The 25,319-nt window shown below is 38.1% G+C and carries 16 protein-coding genes; 4 read left to right on the forward strand and 12 right to left on the reverse strand.

From position 1 onward, the window contains the following. Positions 1-93 precede the first annotated feature (93 nt). The 8 genes from CA265_05120 to CA265_05155 form a co-directional block, all read right to left on the reverse strand. A complete protein-coding gene (locus tag CA265_05120; protein ARS39088.1) occupies positions 94-1,086 on the reverse strand; it encodes a transglutaminase in 993 nt (330 codons plus the stop codon). Between the two features lie 82 nt (positions 1,087-1,168). Continuing rightward, positions 1,169-2,104 carry a hypothetical protein gene (locus CA265_05125; GenBank protein ARS39089.1) on the reverse strand — a complete coding sequence of 312 codons (936 nt, stop codon included), beginning with the start codon at positions 2,102-2,104 and terminating at the stop codon, positions 1,169-1,171. Between the two features lie 10 nt (positions 2,105-2,114). Then, positions 2,115-3,563: a hypothetical protein gene (locus CA265_05130; GenBank protein ARS39090.1), complete on the reverse strand. Its 1,449-nt coding sequence runs from the start codon at positions 3,561-3,563 to the stop codon at positions 2,115-2,117. A gap of 524 nt (positions 3,564-4,087) precedes the next feature. Beyond that, complete coding sequence (locus CA265_05135; protein ARS39091.1) at positions 4,088-4,615, reverse strand: ferritin; 528 nt, start codon at positions 4,613-4,615, stop codon at positions 4,088-4,090. Positions 4,616-5,321: 706 nt separating this feature from the next. After that, positions 5,322-5,681, reverse strand: a complete 360-nt coding sequence (locus CA265_05140; GenBank protein ID ARS39092.1) for a hypothetical protein — start codon at positions 5,679-5,681, stop codon at positions 5,322-5,324. 114 nt (positions 5,682-5,795) lie between these two features. Next, positions 5,796-6,356, reverse strand: coding sequence for a hypothetical protein (locus CA265_05145; GenBank protein ARS39093.1), 561 nt, complete (start codon positions 6,354-6,356; stop codon positions 5,796-5,798). Continuing rightward, the gene (locus CA265_05150) at positions 6,357-7,196 is read right to left on the reverse strand and encodes an MBL fold metallo-hydrolase (protein ID ARS39094.1); all 840 of its coding nucleotides are present in this window, start codon (positions 7,194-7,196) and stop codon (positions 6,357-6,359) included. It abuts the gene before it with no gap. Positions 7,197-7,333: 137 nt separating this feature from the next. Next, entirely contained in the window at positions 7,334-8,722 is a 1,389-nt protein-coding gene (locus tag CA265_05155) for a dihydrolipoyl dehydrogenase (GenBank protein ARS39095.1), read from the reverse strand. 515 nt (positions 8,723-9,237) lie between these two features. Here CA265_05155 and CA265_05160 point away from each other — a divergent pair. Then, entirely contained in the window at positions 9,238-12,594 is a 3,357-nt protein-coding gene (locus tag CA265_05160) for a hypothetical protein (protein ARS39096.1), read from the forward strand. 103 nt (positions 12,595-12,697) lie between these two features. Here the strand turns inward: CA265_05160 and CA265_05165 are convergent, their stop codons facing one another. After that, positions 12,698-13,333 (reverse strand): hypothetical protein, encoded by a 636-nt coding sequence (locus tag CA265_05165; protein ID ARS39097.1) that lies wholly within the window; start codon positions 13,331-13,333, stop codon positions 12,698-12,700. 429 nt (positions 13,334-13,762) lie between these two features. On the opposite strand from CA265_05165, the gene CA265_05170 reads away from it, so the two are divergent. Then, positions 13,763-14,956, forward strand: a complete 1,194-nt coding sequence (locus CA265_05170) for a hypothetical protein (GenBank protein ARS39098.1) — start codon at positions 13,763-13,765, stop codon at positions 14,954-14,956. 269 nt (positions 14,957-15,225) lie between these two features. On the opposite strand, the gene CA265_05175 is transcribed toward CA265_05170, so the two are convergent. Together CA265_05175 and CA265_05180 are read right to left on the reverse strand one after the other, a co-directional pair. Continuing rightward, positions 15,226-16,407, reverse strand: coding sequence for a phosphoribosylformylglycinamidine cyclo-ligase (locus CA265_05175; GenBank protein ID ARS39099.1), 1,182 nt, complete (start codon positions 16,405-16,407; stop codon positions 15,226-15,228). A 608-nt stretch (positions 16,408-17,015) separates the two neighbouring features. Next, on the reverse strand, positions 17,016-19,190 hold the full coding sequence (locus tag CA265_05180) for a glutamine synthetase type III (GenBank protein ID ARS39100.1): 2,175 nt from the start codon (positions 19,188-19,190) through the stop codon (positions 17,016-17,018). A 202-nt stretch (positions 19,191-19,392) separates the two neighbouring features. On the opposite strand from CA265_05180, the gene CA265_05185 reads away from it, so the two are divergent. Both CA265_05185 and CA265_05190 read left to right on the forward strand, forming a co-directional pair. Continuing rightward, positions 19,393-20,241: a hypothetical protein gene (locus tag CA265_05185; protein ID ARS39101.1), complete on the forward strand. Its 849-nt coding sequence runs from the start codon at positions 19,393-19,395 to the stop codon at positions 20,239-20,241. 11 nt (positions 20,242-20,252) lie between these two features. Beyond that, positions 20,253-20,603, forward strand: a complete 351-nt coding sequence (locus CA265_05190) for a hypothetical protein (GenBank protein ID ARS39102.1) — start codon at positions 20,253-20,255, stop codon at positions 20,601-20,603. Positions 20,604-21,417: 814 nt separating this feature from the next. On the opposite strand, the gene CA265_05195 is transcribed toward CA265_05190, so the two are convergent. Continuing rightward, positions 21,418-25,080 carry a phosphoribosylformylglycinamidine synthase gene (locus CA265_05195; GenBank protein ID ARS39103.1) on the reverse strand — a complete coding sequence of 1,221 codons (3,663 nt, stop codon included), beginning with the start codon at positions 25,078-25,080 and terminating at the stop codon, positions 21,418-21,420. Positions 25,081-25,319 lie beyond the last annotated feature (239 nt).

Genomic DNA, 25,319 nt, shown 5'->3' on the forward strand with positions numbered 1-25,319 from the left:
TACAAGGGAGAAATGCCAACTGATAATTGATAACTGCCTACTGCCTACTGCCAACTACCAACTACCAACTGCAAATTGAAGGCTGGAAATTGCCTACTGCTGTTGTTGCTGTTGTTGCTGAATGGCTTCCATATATTGTTGATAGCTGTTTTTCGATCTGGCGGTGCTTATCGTTCCTGAAGGTTTGGGGTAGTTTACTTCTTTTGGCTGGAAGTAGGTTTCGTTATCGTTAAAATCTTCATCGTTATAACCTACAGATACGTTAACTTCCATGATATGCTCGAAACCACCTTTGTAAACACCTTTTACCGGCGAACAATCGGTAAAGTTACGGCCTACGGCCAGTCGCACATGGTTTTCGTTGGCAATACAGTTATTGGTCGGATCTAAACCCAGCCAGCCGTACTCGGGTAAATAGGCTTCGGCCCAGGCGTGCGTTGCACCTTCGCCGCGCATACCATCTCGGTTGGGGCAAATGTAACCGCTTACATATCTCGCCGGGATGCCGGTTAAGCGTAACATGGCCGTTAATATATGCGCGAAATCCTGGCAAACTCCTGCTTTAAGGTTTAAAATTTCATCAATAGTGGTATCAACCGCCGTTACGCCTTTAATGTATTCGAAATTATTGAACACATGGGCACAATATTTTATCGCGGTTTGATAGGGGGTGTCTTCGGTATTCCTGATCGTCAAAGCCGTTTCCTTTAACTGGGTAATGCCCTCAAAACTTTCCTGCCTTAAATAATCGATATAGGGCACTTCAAATTTTAAGGCGTTTAAACTGTTCCATTGCTCACTACTAAACATATCATCCTGCGGTAAGGGTTTTGCAAAGGTTTCTACACTTACCTTGGAGAAGATTTTCAATTGTGTATGGGGCTCAGTTTGAGTAAAAGTACCAATCTCATTGCCGTAATAATCGATAAAAATTTCAATTTCAGGACTTCCGGAGATATTCAGGTCGTGTTTAACCACTTTCTGGAAATCATCTTTAATCGGAAATAAAATAATCTGATTCGCACTATCGCGAACCGGCAATTCATATTTGTAGTTGGTGATATGTTTGATTTTGAAAATGGGCATAAGGCTTTTTATATGTTACTGCAGATTTAAAAATTAATTAAAGGATCGTCTCTGTCTTTATCGGTGGTTAAAAAAATACTTTTTATGAATTTGCGAAATAATATTCATTTAACAGGTTTCCAATCCCGAAAAGTTCGGCCCTGATCTCTGTAAGGTAAAGATGTAATTGCTCTTCGTTCATGGTGTTAACCGAACTATAGGTAATCATGCTTTTTAAACGCCCTATTTTAAAAGAGAGGTTGTTGTAATGTTCGATATTACTTTCGCTTTTTAACCGGTTAAAATACCGTTCAATATTATTCATGGCATACAGTGCCGACCTTGGAAAATCATTGTTCAGCATGGCTAGCTCGATGATGTTTTTGGCGTCGAAACCCTGCCGGTAGGTTTTTAAATAGAGCTCATAACCGCCTAAGGATAATAGTAAATGTTTCCAGTAGGATATATCGGTCAGCAAATCTGGATTGCTGCTGATCGAGCTGAATTTAATATCGAGAATATCAACCGATTGTATACTTCTCTCGAGGTGTTTGCCAATATTCATGAAACTTCTGCTTTCTCCGCGTTCCATTACACTGTCGGCGGTTCCGTTATATAACATCACCTGTTTAATCAAAACGTCTAAAGCAGTAACCGGATCATCTTTTTGTACATACCACAGTAATTTTTCGTCCTTAACGGTGTGGTAATATTCGTTTAAACATTGCCATAAATCTTTAGGGATGTGTTCCTGAACGCTCCGTGCATTTTCTCGCGCCAGCGTAACGATGTTTAAAATCGAATTTGGATTTTCACGGTTTAACAAGAGGTATTCGATCACTGCCCGGCTATCGTGCTGGATATTCAGTAATTCATTTTCATCATCTGAAGAAAAAATCCTGATTACAGGCTTCCAGGTGAATTCCTGTATGGTATCTTGTGAGGAAGCGTAATTTATTTTTAACATGCGCAGCATACCGTCGCTGCGCTCAACATATCTGCTTAGCCAATATAAGCTTGATGCAACTCTACTTAACATATTCTGTATTCTAAGAAGTTAAAACCCATGTATCTTTACTGCCACCACCCTGCGAGCTGTTTACGACCAGCGAACCTTCTTTTAAGGCTACCCTGGTTAAACCACCTGGCACAATTGAAATGCCGTCTGGTCCGTTTAAGGCGAATGGGCGAAGATCGATTCTGCGTGGCGCCAGTTTTCCATTAATAAAACACGGGGCAGAAGACAAGCTGATGGTGGGTTGGGCGATAAAGTTGCGTGGATCTTTCAGGATCTCAATTTTGTATGCTTCAGTTTCCTGTTCGCCGGCAGCGTGTCCCATTAACATCCCGTATCCACCACTTCCGTTGGTTTTTTTAATCACCATGGTATTAATGTTTGCAAAAACATAATCGAGCTCATCTTTATTGCTGAGCTGGTAGGTGGGTACATTTTTTAATATAGGTTCTTCATTCAGGTAGTACCTGATCATATCCGGTACATAGGTGTAAACCGCCTTGTCGTCGGCTACGCCATTGCCTACTGCATTAATAATGGCTACATTTCCTTTGCGATAGGCACCCATCAGGCCTGCTACGCCGAGTACGCTGTTTGGGTTAAAAACCAGCGGATCCAGATAGTCGTCGTCTACACGGCGATAAATCACATCCACCTGTTGCAGGCCTGTAGTGGTTTTCATAAATACCTTATGGTCTTTAACCACCAAATCTCGTCCTTCTACCAATTCTACGCCCATTAGACGGGCCAGGGTAGTATGTTCGTAATAGGCAGAGTTATACATGCCCGGGCTTAACAGTACAATGGTTGGATTCGAAACGGCCCTCGGAGAGAGGCTCATTAAATTTTTATATAATATGGCCGGGTATTCGGTTACACTTCTTACACCACATTGGGGAATAAGGTCGGGGAATAGTCTTTTGGTAATTTCCCTGTTTTCGAGCATATAGCTTACGCCTGATGGTGTCCGAAGATTATCTTCCAGTACATAAAATGTTCCGTCGTGATCTCTGATCAGGTCTATGCCGGCGATATGGATATAGATATCGTGTAATACATTTACATTGTGCATCTCTCTTAAAAAATGCGGACAAGAATAAATTACATTTATAGGAACAATCTGGTCTTTTAAAATAAATTGATTGCTGTAAATGTCTTTCAAGAAAAGATTCAGCGCTTTTAGCCGTTGTTTTATCCCTTTTTCTATAAAAGACCACTCTGTTGAAGTGATAATTCTCGGGATAATATCAAAAGGAAAGATTTTTTCGATGCCCTCGCCGCTATCATACACGGTAAAGGTAATACCTTGACTCATAAATAGCGTTTTGGCGAGTTCTTCCTTTTTGTTTAGGTTTTCGAGCGACTCTTTAGAGAAATTGCTGATGAAATTTGCATAGTGATTTCTGTAATTGTCACCATTTAGGAACATTTCATCGTAAGTTTTGGGATGATTAAAGTAATTTTTTATAAAATCTTTTATCATTTTGCTTAAATATTTCCTTAAATTATGATTTTGTAAGTAAAAAACTAATGTTTTTATATAAAAATTTAATTTTAATATGATTTTTATCTATTTGTGATTGTTTTTTTAATCTGAATTTTAGTGTTTTATGTGTTTTTTGTTAAAAATTTTAATTTTTTTAATAAAAATACTTGCTAATACGGATAAAGTTTGTACTTTTGTAATGCTCGTTAATTATTATTATATATTTGGTTTAAAAAAAGCGCTGGTAACGGCGCTTTTTTTATAAAAATTTCAAGACTTATTCATAATCAACATAAACCAAACACCCTAAACCAAGAAAGCTCCGGTAAACCCGGAGCTTTTCTTTTTATAGGCGGTTTAATGCGTTGCATTTTGCTGGCATCGGCAAATTCCAAAGAAGAGTCGTCATTGCTGTGACGACTCCTTGCGGGCTTGAAGTACCGGAAAATGAAAATCAGTGAATAAAAAAAAAGCTACCCAGATTTTAATCAGGATAGCTTTCAATATATGTTTTGTTGTTGTTATTCTTCTGAATAGGTGATTTTATTCACGTGTTTATCAATTTCCCATCTTCCTGTACCTTCTTCGCCAATCACTTCGAATAATTCTAATGCTCTGCGTGCTTTGTATTCTTCTTCGCGTTGCTCTTTCAGGAACCAGTTTAAAAATTCCATGGTTACAAAATCCTGTTCTTTATGGCATTTAGAAGCCAGATTTTTAAAACTTTGGGTAATGGCAATTTCTGCTTCTAAAGCATCTTCGAAAACTTCTCTAAATCCGGCGAAGTCGGTTTTGATGCCTGAAACTTCCGGAGATATTGCGTTTCCACCCATATCCAAAACGTATTTGAACAATTTTAACTGGTGTACTCTTTCTTCTTCAGATTGCTTTAAGAAATAATCTGCTGAAAAATCGAATCCATTTTGGTCACACCATGATGACATTGATAAATATAGTGATGAAGAGTGAGCTTCTTTTTTGATCTGCTGATTTAATAATGTTTCGATATCCTGTGATATTAAACATTTAATGCGCATTAAGTCTTTCATAATTTTCTTTGCTTAACTAATGATACAAAGATAACATCAAATTAAGCAGATTGTGTGATTTATTTGCTATATGAAATTAGTCTAAATTGCTGATAATTAGTTATTTGTAATCAGTTTAAATAAGGCGGGATGATATAATAAGTATGATAGAAAATGGCAGTATAACGCGAAACGGATACTGGCTGAGACTCAGCAGGATAATGCTCAGTTTTCAGGTGACGATTTTCAGTTTGCAGTTACTACATGAATCAGTCTGGCGTTTGGAGTAGGGCGTTTGACAGTAATTAACCGGTTTAACAGTTAACCATTTATTCTGATCATTAAGAAGTTAAACGCATTAAGGTTTGGGAATTGCTATAAATAATATAGCTATAAATATGAAATGTTAAGTAATTAATCGTTTGTTGTCGGTTAACCAATTTGAACAGTTAACCATTAACCCATACCACGATCATTAAGAAGTTAAGGGCATTAAGGTTTGGGAATTGATATAAATAATATGGCTATAACTATGAAATGTTAAATAATTAATCGTTCGTTGTCAGTTAACCGATTTGAACAGTTAACCGATTAACCCCAAATGACCAGTTGCAATTGAGAATGAACTCTTTTTTACCATTAAGGAGTTAAGATCATTAAGGTTTTAGTAGCTTTTAAAACAATCTAGGTGTCACATCTTCCATCTTACATCAAACATTTTCCGTCATTAATAAACCAATCTGTATAGACAGTCGCTAATAATGTGGTTAAGTTTGAACATGGTAAAGGTACCTTGCAGTAAATCTTTTAAAGCAATGATTTCTAAAGCACTTAATAGGTAAATGTGTTCGCAGCCATTAAAGGTAACCAATTCGAAATCGGCTTTGTGGGTATTTAAAAGCAAAGCTTCGATATCGATCTGTTCTACAACCGCTTTTAATTTTTGAAGAGACAGGCAGTTATAGCGCGCAAATTTACCGCCAAAATCTACATAAAAGCAGTTTAATTTATCTGATTGATAAACAGAACCATGGGTATTTGAGAATACGTTAACCAGTTCATTAATATCGATACACGCTTTTTCCATCGGTTACAAAAATTGGCATTATTTAGATTAAATACAAATAAAAACGAAAATAAATTTGAGAAGCGTTTAGTAAGGGAGCGTATGACGTTGTAAAGCTATAGCAGTGAGAGGTAATTATTTGATCTTAAAAACCATATGGTGATACCATCCACCCATAAATTGTTTTTCGTTTTGAATAACGAAGCCCATTTTCTCGTAAAGCTTTAATGCATTGTCGTTATTTTGTTCTACCAATAAAGCAATAGTATGGTGACCGAGTTTTTTAGCCCAATCAATACCAGCCCTGATCAATTGTTTGCCAATTCCTTTTCCCTGTACCTTCGAATTAACGCTGATACTGTCAAGATAAAACTCACCGCTTTCAGTTTCGTTATCCTGGTTGTTGTGATTAACCCGGTGATGTTTGGCCCGGTAGGTTAGAAATGGCTGGCGAAGTTCGAAGAGTTTACTGCCGTCGTAAGCATTTATAGCGCCCAGCACTTTGCCTTCATCTTCAAAAACTAAAGTGTTTTCATAACTGTATTGATTACCCTGCTGCTGAAAGAAGTGTTTAAAAATCTCGTTAATAATTGCTATATCATTGGTATGGGTTAATTTATTCGCCAGCTTACCCATGGCCTGAATAATCAGCGGTACAACTTCTTCCACATCGGTGGGCAGGGCTGGTCTGATCATTTAGATGTCGCTGAGCTTAAAAGTTTCTGCAACGCGTATTCCTTTTTCTGTTCGCTGTAAAGTGCAGCATTCGTTAATTGGATCGTGCTCCAGGTATAATATATAGTTGTTGTTTACGGCTTCTTCCAAAAAGGCCTGTTTTTCTGTCAAGGTTTTTAAGGGGAACATATCATAGGCCATGACGTAGGGTAGGGGAAGATGACCTACTGAAGGTAAAAGATCGGCCATGTACACAATAGTCCTGCCTTTGTAGCTGATTTTAGGCAACATCATGGCATCGGTGTGGCCATAAGCAAAACTGATGTTGATATTTTTCTGCCATTCGATATTTTCTTTTTCTTCTATAAACTTTAGCTGTCCGCTTTCCTGAATCGGAAGGATATTTTCTTTTAAGAAAGAAGCTTTTTCCCTTGCATTGGGTTCTACTGCCCATTGCCAGTGTTTTTCGTTGCTCCAATAGTGTGCGTTTTTAAAAGCAGGAATCAGTTTGTCATTTTCCCTAACGATTGCTCCACCCACGTGGTCGAAATGCAGGTGCGTGAGAAATACATCGGTAATATCAGTTGTGCTGAAACCCAAATGTGCCAGCGATTTCTCCATCGAATCGTTGCCATGCAGGTAATAATGGCTGAAAAACTTTTCATCCTGTTTATTTCCTATCCCGGTATCAACCAAAATCAACTGGTTTCCTTCTTCAATTAAAAGGCAGCGCATCGCCCAGGTACAAAGATTGTTCGCATCGGCCGGGTTGGTTTTTTGCCAGATGGCTTTGGGCACAACGCCAAACATGGCACCGCCATCGAGTTTAAAGAAGCCTGTATTTATGGTGTGGAGTTTCATTTGATGTAAAATGTAAAACGGATGATGTAAATGCTAAAAATAAGAAAACCCTTTAGCATTAACTAAAGGGTTTTTGTAATAATATTGGTTTTACTGATGGGGTTGACCTTTAGCCTTCCACCTTTAAAACTTCTACCTTATAAGTGTATCACTTCTCCGTAGGCATCAGCGGCAGCTTCCATAATAGCTTCGCTCATGGTTGGGTGAGGGTGAACAGATTTGATCATTTCATGACCGGTTGTTTCCAGTTTACGGGCCACTACAATTTCGGCGATCATTTCAGTAACGTTGGCACCGATCATATGTGCGCCTAATAATTCTCCGTATTTAGCATCGAAAATTAATTTTACGAAACCATCTTTAGCACCGGCAGCACTTGCTTTACCTGATGCAGAGAACGGGAATTTACCAATTTTTAATTCGTAACCTGCTGCTTTTGCTGCTTTTTCGGTATAACCTACTGAAGCAATTTCTGGTGTGCAATAAGTACATCCCGGGATATTGTTGTAATCTAATGGCTCAGCATGCTGACCAGCAATTTTTTCTACACAGATAATACCTTCTGCAGAAGCCACGTGTGCTAAAGCCTGACCACCCACAACATCACCAATGGCATAATAACCTTTAACCGAAGTGTTGTAGAATTCGTCAGTAACAATTTTACCTTTTTCAGTTTTGATACCGGTTTCTTCTAAACCAATGTTTTCAATGTTTGCTACGATACCTGCTGCCGAAAGCACGATGTCTGCCTCGATAGTTTGCATACCTGAAGCCGTTTTAACCGAAACTTTACAGCCTGCACCGCTGGTATCAACAGACTCAACGCTTGCTGATGTCATGACATCGATACCTACTTTTTTCAGGCTGCGTAACAATTGTTTAGATACATCTTCGTCTTCTACTGGGACAACGTTATCCATAAATTCTACAATGGTTACTTTTGTGCCCATGGTAGCATAGAAATAAGCGAACTCTACACCAATAGCACCAGAACCCACTACGACCATGCTTTTTGGTAATTCAGGAAGTACCATTGCCTGGCGGTAGCCGATAATTTTTTTGCCATCTTGTTTCAGGTTAGGTAATTCTCTTGAACGTGCACCTGTAGCAATGATGATATTTTTTGCACTTAGTTCTTGTTGAGAACCATCAGCACCTTTAACTTCTAATTTGTTTCCTGGTTTTACTTTACCAGTACCCATGATTACGTCAATTTTATTTTTTTTCATTAAAAACTGAACGCCTTTGCTCATGCCATCGGCAACGCCACGGCTGCGTTTTACTACAGCAGCAAAATCAGCAGTTGCACCTGCAGTAGTAATTCCGTAATCAGCAGCATGATTGATATATTCGAAAACCTGAGCACTTTTTAAAAGTGCTTTAGTAGGGATACAGCCCCAGTTTAAACAAATACCACCTAATGATTCACGCTCAACAATTGCAACTTTTAGTCCCAATTGAGAAGCTCTGATTGCAGCTACGTAACCACCTGGGCCGCTGCCTAAAACAATAACGTCGTAATTCATCTGTTTTTTAATCTATTTTAAAGAGATTTGTTTTAATTGCTTTGTATATCTGTAATCTTCTCCATCGTCCCTTAATATGGGTTGCCTGTATCCGCATTACAAAAAGTTAAAGGATCTTCATCCTGGAACAATCGCTCAAAACTAAAAAAAAAATGTCAATTGACTAGATCAATATTGAGATAACCTTTAAAATTTACACTGATTGAATATTGTTGAGGTAAATTTACGGTGCGATGTTGATCTGGCCTTTAGGATTTTGCTGATGAATGGTAAATATTTAAGCGATAGGTTAAAATATGATGCTGTTTTTACTTAAAAAGTTATTGTTAATAGGTGTTATTGGAAAAATACCAACATTACAGTGTCTTTTCTGCGTAAATTATAATCAACTGTAAGTTTCGTTATTAATAATCTAGTTATACGATCAAAGTGTTGATAAACTGAAAGTTATAAAGGCTTCAATATGTGTTAAATGTTGAAAAGTTTTGCCCGACTTAATAATTATTTAACATTGGATGTTAAAATGTGTTAAATTTTATTGGGTACATTTGCAGCATAATATCCCTATTAGATTTATTATTCAACAACAAAAAACATTTAAAAAACAAAGTATGAAGAAATCTTTACTTTTAAGATTAGTACTGGTTATTGTTGCATTCGTTGGTATTACTTATGGTGCAAATGCACAGGTGACCACATCATCAATAACAGGAACAATTAAGGATGCCAAAGGCGCCCTACCTGGTGCAAGTGTTAAAGCGACACATACACCTTCTGGAAGTGTTTATACAGCATCTACCAACAATGATGGACGTTATACAATTGCGAATGCTCGTGTTGGTGGGCCATACACTATTGAAATTTCTTTTGTTGGTTATAAACCAGAAAAATTGACTGATGTTTATCTGAAGTTAGGTGATGCTACTGTCCTCAACATCGTGCTAAATGACAATTCACAATTGTTGAGCGATGTTGTGGTTAGAGGTACTGCCTCAGCAAGTAAATCAAAAACTGGCATGGCAACAGCGATTTCTAGAAAACAGATTGAGGAATTGCCAGCTATCTCAAGAAGCATAACAGATTTAACGAGATTGACTCCTCAATCGAGTTCTGCTGGAAATGGATTTTCATTTGCTGGTAGAAATGCATTATTCAATTCATTAACACTTGACGGTGCCCAAATGAATAATGTTTTTGGCCTTTCATCTCTACCTGGAGGACAAACAAATGCTCAACCATTTACACTTGATGCATTAGAAGAATTGCAAATAAACTTAGCTCCTTATGATGTTAAGCAAAGCGGCTTTACTGGGGCGGGAGTTAATGCTGTGACTAAATCTGGAACTAATAAATTTTCTGGATCTATTTATTCATACTACAAGAATCAAAACCTTCAAGGATATAAAGTTGGTGATACTCAATTGCCAAAAAGTAGCGGCGATGCTTTTTCTAATAAACAATTAGGATTTAGACTAGGTGGGCCAATAGTGAAAAATAAGTTATTCTTTTTTGTAAATGGTGAAATTAGTAGAAGGACAGCGCCATCTTCAACTCTTCAAGTAAATAGAGGAACAACAGGGGCTAATATTTCAAGAGTAACATATAATGATATGTTAACTGTTAAAGATTTGGTTCAATCTAAGTTTGGGTATGATGCTGGTGATATCGATGGTTATAGCAATTTAACAGAGGCTAATAACCTAACCGCAAGATTAGATTGGAATATCAGTAATTCTCAAAGATTAACGGTTAGGTATAATTACTTAAACTCGTTTGATGATAAGGCTCCAAGTGGGTCAGGATCACGTAATGGTAGAGGGCCAAGTTTGCAATCAATGATCTTTTCAAATCTTAGATATAAACAGTATAATAATTTAAATTCTGTAACAGCTGAATTAAACTCTAGATTTGGTAACAAGTTTGCAAATAATTTACAGTTAATATATTCAAGCTTTAGAGATTATAGAGAACAAAATGGAGGTGCTTTCCCGTTAGTTGATATCGAAGACGGAAATGGAAATAACTATATCTCTTTAGGTTCTGAGCCATTTAGTGGTTTAAATCGGTTAAACCAAGACATTTATACGTTAAATGAGAATTTTAATATTTTCGCAGGAAATCATACGATTACTTTGGGAGGTACTGTTGGGTATCAGAAGTTCGCAAATGCATTTGCTCAATTCTATAGTGGTCAATTCAGATATAAAAGTCTAGCTGATTTTGTTGCTGCAGCAAACGGGAACAATTCAATTGTACCATTGCAATATCAGTTAACTTATTCTGCCGATGCATCAAATCCTCAGCCATACGCAATATTTAGTCAAATGCCTGTTGCTTTTTATGCGCAGGACGAGTGGTATGTAAAACCTAATTTTAAACTATCATATGGTTTAAGATTAGATCTTCCAATTTACACAGCTGATATTCAGTCTAACCCTAAGGTAACTGATGCTTCCTTTAGGAATGGTGAAAAACTGGATGTTGGTCAGCTTCCAAAAACGCAAATACTTTTTTCTCCAAGATTAGGATTTAACTGGGATGTGCTGAAAGATTCTCGATTAATCATTAGGGGAGGTTCTGGTATATTCACAGGAGCATCTACAGGTGTATGGTTAACTAACCAAGCTGGTAATACTGGTCTTATGTTTGGTTCAGATCTTTTAACTAATCCAACAAATCGCCCTTTTAATGCTAATCCATCTGCTTATATTCCTGCTAACGTAAATATTCCGTCTACTTTTGCTATTAATTTAACCTCACCTAACTTCAAATTACCTCAGATTTGGAGATCTAGTTTAGCGTTTGATTACAAGTTACCTGGTGGTATACTAGCTACAATTGAAGGAATGTATACTAAATCTATTAATGAAATTTATCATAGAAATGCTAACTTGGTAAACGCAGCAGGTTCATATTCTGGAACTGGTGATACTAGACCTTATTTTCCAGGTGTTACAGCTACTTCAAATGCAAGTGCTGGTCCAAATAGAGTTAATTCGTTCATTACTAATGCTATTGTGCTTGATAATACTAATCAAGGTTACGCTTGGAATGTTACAGCACAGTTGCAAAAAAGATTTGGTGCCATTGCTGATGTAATGGTAGCTTATACAAGAAGTGATGCTAGAGATATAACCTCTAATCCAGGTTCACAAGCTAACTCTGCCTATTCAGGTAACCCAATTGTAGGTGATCCGAATGTACCAACATTAGCATATAGTAGTTTTGTAGTTAAGAATCGCATTATAGCATCAGTGAACTTTAATTTTAAAATAATTCCTCACTCTACTACATCATTAGGATTTATTTATGAAGGATCACCTTATGGAGATACTTTTGGAAATACAAGATTCTCATACCAAGCAGGTGATATAAATGGTGATGGTAATGCCAATGACTTAATGTACGTTCCTAAAGATGCTAATGATATACAGTTACAAGCGATAACAGGTGCTAATGCTGAGAGTGTTACTTCTCAGTGGACAAGACTTAACCAATATATCGATCAGGATAAATATTTAAGTACCAGAAGAGGTCAGTACTCGGAAAGAAATGGAGCAGAATATCCATGGGCCAACCGTGTAGATGTAAGGATCATGCAAGAAATCCGTACTTTATTTGGTAAGGAAAATGGAAATAGATTTAATCTTAGTTTAGATATTGTTAATTTCGGTAACTTATTAAATAAGAACTGGGGTTTAACAAAAATTCCTAACCTTACTACTCCACTGGTATTTCAAGGAAGAGATGCTGCAACAGGTAAACCTAAATATACTGTTAATCAGAACTTAGGAGCTACAACTTTTAGAGATAACACTGGGTTTGCATCAAGATACCAAATTCAAGTAGGTGCAAGATATAGCTTTAACTAGTAATTTATCATGATTTTTATTAAAAGCCCCGATTATTTGATCGGGGCTTTTTTGTTATAAGCTGAATGGAGGAGAAATTTATGATTTCAAAACATTCGGATTATTATCCTACCTCTTTTTTAACCCTTGCCGGTACGCCAGCCACCATTACATGGGGCGGAACATCTTTTGTCACACAGGCGCCGGCAGCAACATAAGCTCCTTTTCCGATGCTTATACCCGGAATGACGGTTGCACCTGAACCGATAAAAACACCTTCATGAATATGTACATTGCCCGCAATGGTTACACCAGGGGAAATGGTTACATAATTTTCTAAAATACAATCGTGGCTGATGTTGCAGTTTGAATTCACAATGCAATGGTTGCCGATACGCACGTTTGCATTAATTACGCAACCTGGGGCAATGCAGTTTCCTTCGCCAATTTTAATCGAAGAACTGATGTAATTATGGTGGTGGATGATATTGATAAATGGGTAACCTTTGTTTTCTAAAGGCTCAATGATAGATTTTCTTTCATAATTGCCTATTGCCCCAATTAATGCAATATTTAAAGTCGTGGGATGTTTTTCTAAAAAAGAGGGCAGCGAAATAATAGGCTTCGTTAGGTTTGGATGATTTACCGCATCTTCTAAATTGATGATGTATCCGGTTAAAAGATACTCATCCGAACCATTGAAATACTCGCTTAGTTCAGCGGCATGTTTACCTGCACCTAGTAGATATACATTGATCATTGTTTTTATTCCTGTTAGGAGTAATTTGTTAAATCCAATATACACTTATATCAGCAAAAATAAATGTTGTGCCAATAAAATTTAAGAATGTATCGATAAAGATATAAAGGTAAGGGGGTGGCGGTTTTTTAATGAATGTATGACTAGTTATTGTGTTTCATGTAATAAAACAACTACTTGATGTAAAAAAATAACTATATTGATAGTCAGTGGCTATTTTTGTGACAGAAGACAAAAAACAACTTTTATAAAAACGCGCTCTCTGGAAATTATACCTCTTCCTCGTATTAGAATATTAATCTTTTGCCTGTGTAGGCACCTCCCTATGATTTCTAATCAAAATTCATCCCAAATTTATGCGCTTTTATAGCAGATGTGTGTTTGTTTACGCAATAATTAAATAAGAATTAAAATGCTAAAACATCTAACATGAAAAAAATCTATTACATTTTTGCCCTACTCATCATTTTTACGAGTGCGTGTAAAAAAGAAGGCTCAATTAAAGGAGAGCAGCCACAAGCTCCTGGAAAAACCATAACCTATCATTTAAAAAATGGTGGACAAGTAACCGTTGCAATTAACAATAAAGGGGAATATGTTGTTGGTGGTGATGTTATTTTATCAAAAGATCAGATTGCTTATTTGGAATATAATAAGATTGGGAATGGTAAAGAAACTACACCAAGAAGCACTTTTACAGCAGAATATCAAAAGTTATGGCCTGGTGGAATTATTTATTATGTGATTAATGATGCCACTCATAGCTCAGACATTTTAAGTGCGATTAACGCTTGGGAATCTAGCACACCAATTCGTTTTGTACAACGGACTAATCAAGCTAATTATATCAATTTTGCAGGGCTGCCAGAAAATGGAGCTGGAGATTCTAAATTAGGTATGATTGGGGGTGAGCAAGCTATTAGGTTAGCCGCCAGTGCCGATGAGTCTACCGTCATCCACGAAATAGGACATGCTGTGGGGCTGATGCACGAACAAACCAGGGCCGATCGTGATCAATATATTAATATTGATTTTTCAAATATCAATGCTGATTGGACAGATCAATATAAAACTTACGATGTGTTAGGAAGATCTGGTTTTCAAATCGGAACTTTTGATTTTAATTCGATAATGTTATATCGTTCTAATGTTGCCGAAGCCAGGGTAGGTTCAAATACATCACCACAAATGACTAGAAAAGACGGTACTACATGGGGAGACAGCGATCATCTTTCACAAGGTGATATTGATGGGGTGAATTATTTATATAGACCAATCTATGTTAAATTGGTTTCTGTTTATAACGAAGATGGCTCGTATTATAATAGTAGCATTACAAATGAAGATGCTAGGTTTGAATACTTTATATCCTTAGAGTTCTTTAGCGACGCAAATTTTAATACTCCAATTGATTTAGTTAACCCTGTTAGGATAAGGTATATTAATAGTTTCGGTAGTCTTCAAGGTAGTGGCGCAGATATAGGTGAACTAACGGCTCCAGTAGGAAGTCATTCTGTATATTTAGGGACGGCTTTAACCGAATATAGCTCAGAATATGGAAATTATAGATATTATAGTTCATCTTCATTTGCCCTTACATCTGGGATAGGTTATAGATATTAAATCCAACTTTGAAGTAGAGAAAAGTTATAATAAATATATAACTTGAGGATATGAAGCTAGTTTCATATTTGTATCAAATTTGCGATGAAGTATTTTCTAAATAGAGAACTAATTTGAAATTTTTAAATAGCTATAAATTTTATTCTGTGACGAGCGAATTGATGATTTAAGCCAAGAAGAATAAAAAAATCAGAAAATGAAACTCCGAACAAAACCAAAAGGCTGCTGAGATTTAATTCACTAGCCTTTTTGGTTTTGTATCTTATTCCTTATTGATAAACAAAAGTTCCTTTTTCGCTTTCGATGGTTACCTGTTTCTGTTCGCCTTTTTCTACGCGACCAATAATCTGCGCATCGATATTGAAACTTTTTGAAATTTCAATGATATCTTCAGCAATCTCCTGAGGCACATAAAGCTCCATGCGGTGCCCCATGTTAAATACTTTATACATTTCTTTCCAATCGGTACCCGATTGCTCCTGAATCAGTTTAAATAGGGTAGGGATTGGGAATAAGTTATTTTTGATGACATGGATATCATCGTTGATGAAATGCAATACCTTGGTTTGCGCACCACCACTGCAATGTACAATGCCATTAATCTGACTGCGGTAGTTTTCTAAAATCTTTTTAATTACAGGTGCATAAGTGCGGGTTGGCGATAACACCAGTTTTCCTACCGTCGTTTTGCAAAATCCTTCAATATCGATCTCTTCTGTTAATTGTTTCCTTCCAGAGAAAACCAGATCGAATGGAACAGCCGGATCGAAACTTTCAGGGTAATTGTTGGCTACTGCTTTATCAAAAACATCATGACGCGCAGAGGTTAATCCGTTCGAACCCATACCGCCATTGTATTCTGTTTCGTAAGTAGCTTGTCCGGAAGAGGCTAGCGCCACAATTACGTCGCCAGGTTTAATATTATCGTTGCTGATGATGTCTTCGCGCTTTAAGCGGCAAGTTACCGTAGAATCAACGATAATCGTTCTTACCAGGTCGCCAACATCGGCAGTTTCGCCACCGGTTGAATAGATCGAGATACCCTGTTCGCGTAAATCGGCTAAAATTTCTTCTGTTCCGTTAATTACAGCAGCAATTACTTCACCCGGGATGAGGTTTTTATTTCTGCCAATGGTTGATGATAAGAGAATATTATCGGTAGCACCCACGCAGATTAAATCGTCGATATTCATGATGATGGCATCTTGTGCAATCCCTTTCCAAACCGAGATATCTCCGGTTTCTTTCCAGTATACGTAAGCTAAAGAAGATTTGGTACCCGCGCCATCTGCATGCATGATATTACAGTATTCCTCATCGCCACCTAAAATATCGGGGATGATTTTGCAGAATGCTTTTGGGAAAATTCCTTTATCGATGTTTTTGATGGCATTGTGCACATCTTCTTTTGAGGCGGAAACGCCGCGTTGATTGTACCTGTTATCACTCATGTTGGCGCAAAGATAGCGATTAGAGGTAAAAGGTGGAAGGTAAAAGGTAAAAGGTTTTAAATTGTTGTGCTAAAGATAAGTTTGGCGTGTGGCGTTTGGCGTTTTGCGGTGGGCCACCAGCTTTTATCAAATACCGATAATCAATGATTAATAAGGGCTGTTTTAAAGTTTATCTTTCTCCGTGAGTTGTCATTCTGTTAGCAATGAAGTATCTTTTTAAATAGAAATATATGAAATAGATCTCTCCGTTCCGCTACGCTCCAGTCGAGATGACGCCCTGGCTAAGGTGGGAAATATTGGAAATGGATTTCTCCATTGCGTTACACCTCAATCGAAAGGACGACGGTGGTGAGGATGACGGTCTAGGGAGGTGCAAAGGAGGATCTTTTTAGCAGGGAAGACCCTGAAATAAATCCGATAGCTATCGGATAGGTTGACGACACGCTGGAATTACAGTTAACCAATGAACCGGTTAACCATTTGGCGGTACCAATAAACCAAATTAGCAGTTACTAATGAACGAATGGCAAATGAACTACTGAACTAAATAAAAAAAAGGGCGTAAAGTTAAACCTTACGCCCTATACTTAAACCTTACGGCTTAAAATCTATTTCATGAATAATAATTCTCTGAATTTTGGTAAAGGCCAAACGCTATCGTCAACAATTTGCTCTAATTTATCAGCGTGGTAACGGATGGTATCGAAGTAAGATTTAACTTTCTCATCGTAAGCAATCGCTTTCTCGCGGGTATCTTCGATTTTGTTGGTTAATTTACGTTCTTCTAACATCGCATCGATATTGGTTTTCACAATATCTAAGTGCTCTGATAATTTTTTAACGATATCTAATGATGATTTGCTGTCAACACCAAGTTCTTTTAATCCTTTAACATTTTCAATTAAAGAATTTTGGTAAGCAATTGCTGCAGGGATAATAGCCGTGTTTGCTACTTCGCCCATTACACGTGCTTCGATCTGTAGTTTTTTATAGAAGTTTTCTAACATGATTTCATGACGGGCATGAATCTCACGTGCACTATAAATACCAGTTGAAGCAAATAACTCAGCAGATTTTTCAGTTAAATAAGCATCTAGAGCTTTTGGTGTAGTTTTGATGTTTGATAAACCGCGTGTTGCAGCTTCATCTTCCCACTCCTGGCTATAACCATTTCCTTCGAAACGGATATTTTTAGATTCTTTGATGTATTTTTTGATCACAGTTAATAAAGCGATGTCTTTTTTATCACCTTTTTTGATCAGTTTATCAACCTCAACTTTAAATTTAACCAATTGCTCTGCCATAATTGCGTTTAAGATCGTCATTGGAGCAGAAGAGTTTGCTGATGATCCAACAGCTCTCAACTCAAATTTGTTACCTGTAAATGCGAAAGGAGAAGTACGGTTACGGTCGGTATTGTCTAATAAAATCTGAGGGATTTTAGGGATACCTAACCAAAGTGCGTTATCTTCTTTGATTTTTTTGCTGATACGTGAGTGCTCAATCTCGTCTAATACATCGTTCAGTTGAGAACCTAAGAAGATCGAGATAATTGCAGGTGGCGCTTCGTTAGCACCTAAACGGTGATCGTTGCTTACTGATGCAATACTTGCACGTAATAAATCGGCATGCTCGCTAACGGCTTTAATTGTGTTTACAAAGAAAGCAAGGAACATTAAGTTATTTTTAGGTGTTTTACCTGGTGCCAATAAGTTTTTACCAGTATCGGTAATTAACGACCAGTTGTTGTGTTTACCTGATCCGTTGATACCTGCATATGGTTTTTCGTGTAATAATACACGGAAGTGGTGACGACGGGCAACTTTCTCCATCAAATCCATCAATAACTGATTGTGATCGATCGCTAAGTTGATTTCTTCATAAATTGGCGCACACTCAAATTGAGAAGGTGCCACCTCATTGTGACGGGTTTTTAAAGGAATACCTAATTTTAAAGCTTCGTTTTCGAAATCTACCATGTAGCTGAATACGCGCTCAGGGATAGAACCGAAATAGTGATCTTCTAATTGCTGGCCTTTAGCAGACATGTGTCCGAATAAAGCACGGCCGGTTAATAATAAATCTGGACGGGCATTAAACAACGACTCGTCAACTAAGAAATATTCTTGCTCGATACCTAAAGATGCATTTACTTTAGTAATGCTTTTATCGAAATATTGACAAACATCAACAGCCGCTTTATCAAGCGAAGCTAATGCTTTTAATAATGGTGCTTTATAATCCAGGGCCTCACCGGTATAGGATACAAATACGGTAGGGATACAAAGTGTTTTACCTGCTTTGCTTTCCATAATAAATGCTGGAGAAGAAGGATCCCATGCTGTATAACCACGAGCCTCGAATGTGTTACGGATACCGCCGTTAGGGAAACTAGATGCATCTGGTTCTTGTTGAACTAAAGCGCTGCCGGCAAATTTTTCAATTGCACCTTCGCCGCTTGGCTCAAAAAATGAATCATGTTTTTCGGCAGTTGTGCCAGTTAATGGTTGGAACCAGTGTGTGTAGTGTGTTGCACCAGCTGCCATAGCCCAAGATTTCATTGCCGTCGCAATCTGATTAGCGTCTTCTGCGTTGATTAACTCACCCTGGTTGATGGATGATATTAATTTTTCATATACGTCCTTAGATAAGAAATCTCTCATTTTTCTCTTATCAAATACATTAGCGCCAAAAAAGTCAGAAATTTTTGCTGATGGTGATTTAACTTCTGGTGAAATTCTGTTTTGAGCCTCTTTTAATGCGATGGTTCTTAAGCTTTTCATTAATTTGTTATGTTTTTTGTCAAAAATAGTATATTTTATTAATTTTCGTAAAAGAATCGTATTATTTTTATGAATTTTATTGAAAATGAAATAAAAAAATGTTTTTCAGATGAAAAATTTCATTTTTTGTAAAGAAAATAGATTTTTCGAATGTTTTATGGAATTGAAGATTTAGCTGCATCATGCTATAAAAATAAAAGCTATGTTCAACTCTTCAATTAACGTATACAAAACCGAGTGGCTCGATCTTGTATTTGCAAACCGCAACAAAAATTATGGCGCTTATGATTTAAGATCTAAATCTTCGTCGATTATGACGAGGGCGCTTTTTGTATCCGGAAGCTTATTTATCCTCCTGTGTTTCTCTCCTTTAATTTATGCAAAGTTGTTTCCGAAGGAAGAGGTAACTGTAGAAATTGCAAGGCCTGTCGATTTAACAGATGTGATCCATCAGATGAAACCTAAAACCCCTGAACCAGAGAAAAAGATAGAACCTGCAAAAGCAGATCCGGTAAAGGTTAAAACGATAGCGCTTCCATCGCAGGTCGTAGTGGTTAATAAAGTAGATCTGCCTGATCCACCAACGATTAAAGAAATACAGGATGCAGTGATTAGTGATAAAACCCAGGATGGAGTAGTTGCGCCTAATGCAGTTTTAACCGATAATAAGGGGAATGGGGATGGTTCAGGTGTAGCAAAGGATGGTGCAGGAACCGGCGATCCGAATGCAGTTATAGATCTGGGTGGAGTTGATGAGTACCCTGAATTTAATGGTGGCGCCAAGGCCTGGTCTAAATATATGGAACGTAATTTAAGATATCCATATCAGGCCCAGGAAGAAAATGTTCAAGGGAAAGTATTTGTGAGTTTCGTGGTAGAGAAAGATGGTTCTGTTACCGATGTTAAGGTGTTAAGGGGGCTTGGTTTCGGCTGCGATGAAGAAGCCATTAAAGTGATTAAAAAATCGCCGCTATGGAAACCCGGTAAAAATAGAGGTGTACCAGTGCGGGTAAAGTATAATATGGCGATTAACTTTACCATTTCTAATTAAAATCTTCAAAAATGAAAAAGTCCTTTTTAATATTACTGTTTCTTTGCTTTGCAACGCTTCATTTAAATGCTAAAGTGATAAATCATGTAGATACTGCTAAAATATACAGCATTAAACTGGCCAATACCGATTTAAAGAACGGAAAAATTAAATTTCTAATCCGTGGAGGTATTGTATCTACATATGTTAAAGGACAGGAAATATTTGAAAAGAAGTATGGTGTAGATTATTATGATTTTGGGTGTGTAATGCCTTCAGGCCTTTCCATTGAAGATTATAATAAAGTAGTAGCTTCTTTTATGGATCGTAAATATGGAAGGGGGTGGCGCAAAGAGGTGAGGAAAGATGTGCAGGGGATTTGAAATGGAAGAGGGAGGTAAACCCGTCGCCCTGAAATTGTTTCAGTGGCTAACCCGAAGGAAGATGCTGAAACAAGTTCAGCATGACGACTAAATAACTTTTCTATTAATGCTCTTTTAGAAAAAAATGTGAGGTTGGGTAAATTGAAACGGTTTGGGCGAAAGCTCAGGCCGTTTTTGTTGTGTTAGCGGAATGTTACTCTTTCCCCACTTTTAATCAATAGCGGTACGGAAATCTATTTATAAAGCTGCTGCTACGGGTAAATATTTATTTTTTAATTTTGGAAAGCAAAAACAGCACCTTTTTGTCATTACCGTCCCGCGCTTTGTTTCAAATCCTCGCCCTCGTACCTCAGGCTGTGGGTTTTCCACTTCGGTCGGGTTTAGGTAGCAAGACTGGTGGTACGATGAAAGGTTTATTGCAAGCGCAGAAACAGGCCGTATGCTGAAGAGCAGGCTTTTGTTCAACAAACCCGACAGAGCGGTTAGCCCGCAGTGAAGCGCAGCGGAACGAGGACTATAAGCGATGGCGGGTGTACAGCAGCTATGGAAGGCGGAACGCTCATTTCATCATAAAAATTATTTAGAAGAATAGAATTAAACCGTCATTTCGACTGAAGCTTGCAGGTTTCACCGGTAGCGAAATGCCTGCCCGTACAGGCGGGGAGAAATTTATCTCGACAGATCTCTCGACTGCGTTGCATTTCGCTCGAGATGACGGCACGGTGTAGACATTTCGTTTGAGATAGAGGTCTGTAAACTAAAAATGGACGATGGTTTTAATTCCATCATCCATTTTACATCTTCCATCAGTTCCTTATCCTTTATTTTCAATCCACTTGCGTGCATTTACAAAGGCTTCCATCCAGGGCGAAACTTCATCTTTACGGCCTTGCGGGTAATTTGCCCAGTGCCATTGGAACAATGAACGTTCGATGTGCGGCATCATTACCAGGTGGCGACCACTTTCATCGCATAACATTGCGGTGTTGTAATCTGATCCATTCGGACTGGCCGGGTAAGTTTCGTAAGCATATTTCGCTACGATTTTATATTTATCTTCTGCATATGGTAATGAGAATCTGCCTTCACCGTGTGATACCCAAACGCCTAAAGTGCTTCCGGCCAGGGTAGATAACATCACCGAATTATTTTCCTGTAAGGTTAAGGAAGTGAAAATACTTTCGTGTTTACCGCTTTTGTTGTGCAGCATTTTTGGTTTTTCTTCGTGGTCTTTATTAATTAAGCCCAGCTCTACAAACAACTGGCAACCATTACAAACACCAACCGATAAAGTATCAGGACGGGCAAAGAATTTCTCTAAAGCTACCCTTGCTTTTTCGTTGTATAAAAATGCACCTGCCCAACCTTTGGCTGATCCTAAAACATCAGAGTTAGAGAAACCACCTACTGCACCGATAAACTGAATATCTTCTAAAGTTTCTCTTCCGGTAATTAAATCGGTCATGTGAACATCTTTCACATCAAAACCTGCCAGGTACATGGCATTGGCCAGTTCGCGTTCAGAGTTACTTCCTTTTTCGCGGATAATGGCTGCCTTTGGACGCGGTTTAGTTGCGTCAATTACAGGTTTCTTTCCATCAAATTGTAATGGGAAAGTGTAATTTAAAACATGGTTTTTATAATTATCGTAACGTTCTTTTGCCAGGCCATTACCGGTTTGTTTGTTATCTAACAGGTACGAAGTTTTAAACCAAACATCACGTAAGTGATCAATGTCGAAACTATAGTGATCTGCGGCGTTTTTAACGTCCAGTTTAGCTGAAGCATTTACTTCTCCAATTTTGTGGAAAGCAATGCCAGCCTGTGCAAAAGTATCTTCAACCGAAGCATCAGCCTGGAAAACGATACCAATGTTCTCTGCAAAGAATACTTTAATGCTATCAGCCTCTGCTAATGAAGACAAATCGATCGAAGCGCCTAAATCGCGGTCAGCAAAACACATTTCCAGTAAGGTGGTAATTAAACCACCACTGCCAATATCGTGACCGGCCTGGATTTTATCCGCTTTAATTAATTGTTGTAGTGTATTGAAAGCTGTTTTAAATTGATCAGCTTCTTTTACATCAGGGGTTTCCGTACCGATTTTGTTTAAAATCTGCGCGAAAGATGAACCGCCTAATTTATAAGTATCGTTTGATAGGTTAATGTAATAAATCGAACCGCCATTTTTTTGAAGGACAGGCTCAACTACTTTGGTAATATCATCGCAATTTGCTCCTGCAGAAATAATCACCGTTCCAGGTGCAATCACATCACCATCTTTGTATTTCTGTTTCATCGATAACGAATCCTTTCCGGTTGGGATATTGATTCCTAAATCGATGGCAAAATCAGAACAGGCTTTTACTGCTGCATATAAACGGGCATCTTCACCTTCGTTTTTACAAGCCCACATCCAGTTGGCAGAAAGTGAAACACTTTTTAAACCATCTTTTAAAGGAGCCCAAACAATATTCGATAGCGATTCGGCAATGGCATTGCGGCTACCAGCAGCAGGATCAATCAGCGCCGAAAGTGGTGCATGGCCAACTGAAGTGGCAATACCTTCTTTACCCTGAAAATCTAAAGCCATTACACCACAGTTATTTAATGGCAATTGTAACGGACCTGCACATTGCTGTTTGGCTACACGGCCACCCACACAACGATCTACTTTATTGGTTAACCAATCTTTCGATGCCACTGCTTCTAATTGAAGCACTTGCTCTAAATAGGTATTTAATTCAGCTTTATTATATTCAATAGCTTCGTATTTGCGATCGATGGTTTGATCGTCCATTACAATTTTTGGTGAGCTGCCAAACATGGCGGCCAACTCAAAATCCATTGGTTTTACACCTGTTGTTGCAGATTTAAAGGTAAAACGGTGATCGCCGGTTACTTTACCTACGGTATACATTGGTGAACGTTCGCGGTCGGCTATTTTTTGTAAGGTTTCGATATGATCGTTTCCGATTACCAATCCCATTCTTTCCTGCGATTCGTTACCGATAATTTCTTTGGCCGAAAGGGTAGGGTCGCCAACTGGCAGTTTATCTAAGTCGATTAAACCACCGGTTTCTTCAACCAGTTCTGATAAACAGTTTAAGTGTCCGCCTGCACCATGATCGTGGATCGAGATAATCGAATTGTGATCGCTTTCTACCATACCACGTACTGCATTGGCTGCACGTTTTTGCATTTCGGGATTTGATCGCTGAATCGCGTTTAATTCAATTCCGCTTCCGTGCTGACCGGTATCTGCAGACGAAACTGCTGCACCGCCCATCCCGATTCTATAATTTTCGCCACCGAGGATAACGATATTATCGCCTTCTTTTGGTTTAAGTTTTTGTGCCTGGCTGGCTTTACCGTAACCGATACCACCTGCAAGCATAATTACCTTATCGAAACCTAATTTTCTGCTGTCTTCTTCATGTTCGAATGTTAAAACCGAACCGGTAATCAGTGGTTGCCCGAATTTATTTCCAAAATCTGTAGCGCCATTTGATGCTTTGATCAGGATATCCATTGGGGTTTGGTATAACCATTGTCTTTCTTCTACACCTTTTTCCCATGGGCGGTTATCTTCCAAACGCGAAAGCGCAGTCATATAAACGGCAGTTCCGGCTAAAGGCAATGAACCTTGTCCGCCTGCTAAACGGTCTCTGATTTCACCTCCCGAACCTGTTGCTGCACCGTTAAAAGGTTCAACTGTGGTAGGGAAATTATGGGTTTCGGCTTTTAAGGAGATGACTGATTCGAAATCGCTTGTCGTGTAATAATCAGGTTCATCCGCACGTTTAGGTGCAAATTGCTGCACTTTAGGGCCTTTAATAAAAGCTACGTTATCTTTATAGGCCGAAACAATATCGTTAGGGTTTTCTTCTGATGTCTTGCGGATCAGCTTAAATAAAGAAGTAGGCTGTTCTACGCCATCGATTACAAATTTGCCATTAAAAATTTTATGACGGCAGTGTTCCGAATTTACCTGAGAGAAACCAAAAACTTCAGAGTCGGTTAAAGGTCTTTCTAATTTTTGCGCTAAAGTATTTAAATACTCCACTTCTTCATCACTTAAAGAAAGCCCTTCCTGTTTATTGTAAGCTGCAATATCGGTGATTTCTAAAATCGGCTCAGGCTTGATATTGATGGTATATACCTCTTGATCAAGCTTGTTGTATTTTTGAGAAAGCATCGGGTCAAAATCAGCAAAGTTTTCGTCAACCTGCTTAAATTCTTCAATCCTGATGATCCCCTGCATGTCCATGTTCTGGGTAATCTCTACGGCATTGGTACTCCATGGAGTAATCATTGCTGCTCTTGGTCCAACGAAAAAGCCTGTTAAAGCTGTTTCTTGCGAGATTTTGGCACCGCCAAATAACCATTCAAGTTTAGTAATATCAGTGGTAGAAAGCGCTTTGTCTGTTTGTAAAACAAAAATCGCCTGCGATTGACTAAGGAAGAAATGAATCATGCTTTTTTTTTGAAGTTGCAAAAATAGCGTTTAAAATTTAAAAAGCTTATTGAAGCGCACAATATAATTGCGCTTTTATTACTTTTGACGTTAATGTTGCTCGCCGATCGTCATTTCGGGCGGATTGCAAGGCAGTCGAGAAATCTGTCAAGGTAGATCTCTCCACTTCGCGATGCTTCGGTCGAGATGACGACTTTATTTAGATGAAATCTTATGGAATTGAAGCTGCAAATGTATTT

This window comes from Sphingobacteriaceae bacterium GW460-11-11-14-LB5 (assembly GCA_002151545.1).
In the GTDB taxonomy this organism is placed as follows: domain Bacteria; phylum Bacteroidota; class Bacteroidia; order Sphingobacteriales; family Sphingobacteriaceae; genus Pedobacter.

Bases quoted from the DNA above. Each gene is read 5' to 3' on its own strand.
- CA265_05120 (ARS39088.1), bottom strand. From the start codon at position 1,086: ATGCCCATTTTCAAAATCAAACATATCACCAACTACAAATATGAATTG.
- CA265_05125 (ARS39089.1), bottom strand. From the start codon at position 2,104: ATGTTAAGTAGAGTTGCATCAAGCTTATATTGGCTAAGCAGATATGTT.
- CA265_05130 (ARS39090.1), bottom strand. From the start codon at position 3,563: ATGATAAAAGATTTTATAAAAAATTACTTTAATCATCCCAAAACTTAC.
- CA265_05135 (ARS39091.1), bottom strand. From the start codon at position 4,615: ATGAAAGACTTAATGCGCATTAAATGTTTAATATCACAGGATATCGAA.
- CA265_05140 (ARS39092.1), bottom strand. From the start codon at position 5,681: ATGGAAAAAGCGTGTATCGATATTAATGAACTGGTTAACGTATTCTCA.
- CA265_05145 (ARS39093.1), bottom strand. From the start codon at position 6,356: ATGATCAGACCAGCCCTGCCCACCGATGTGGAAGAAGTTGTACCGCTG.
- CA265_05150 (ARS39094.1), bottom strand. From the start codon at position 7,196: ATGAAACTCCACACCATAAATACAGGCTTCTTTAAACTCGATGGCGGT.
- CA265_05155 (ARS39095.1), bottom strand. From the start codon at position 8,722: ATGAATTACGACGTTATTGTTTTAGGCAGCGGCCCAGGTGGTTACGTA.
- CA265_05160 (ARS39096.1), top strand. From the start codon at position 9,238: ATGTTAAAATGTGTTAAATTTTATTGGGTACATTTGCAGCATAATATC.
- CA265_05165 (ARS39097.1), bottom strand. From the start codon at position 13,333: ATGATCAATGTATATCTACTAGGTGCAGGTAAACATGCCGCTGAACTA.
- CA265_05170 (ARS39098.1), top strand. From the start codon at position 13,763: ATGAAAAAAATCTATTACATTTTTGCCCTACTCATCATTTTTACGAGT.
- CA265_05175 (ARS39099.1), bottom strand. From the start codon at position 16,407: ATGAGTGATAACAGGTACAATCAACGCGGCGTTTCCGCCTCAAAAGAA.
- CA265_05180 (ARS39100.1), bottom strand. From the start codon at position 19,190: ATGAAAAGCTTAAGAACCATCGCATTAAAAGAGGCTCAAAACAGAATT.
- CA265_05185 (ARS39101.1), top strand. From the start codon at position 19,393: ATGTTCAACTCTTCAATTAACGTATACAAAACCGAGTGGCTCGATCTT.
- CA265_05190 (ARS39102.1), top strand. From the start codon at position 20,253: ATGAAAAAGTCCTTTTTAATATTACTGTTTCTTTGCTTTGCAACGCTT.
- CA265_05195 (ARS39103.1), bottom strand. From the start codon at position 25,080: ATGATTCATTTCTTCCTTAGTCAATCGCAGGCGATTTTTGTTTTACAA.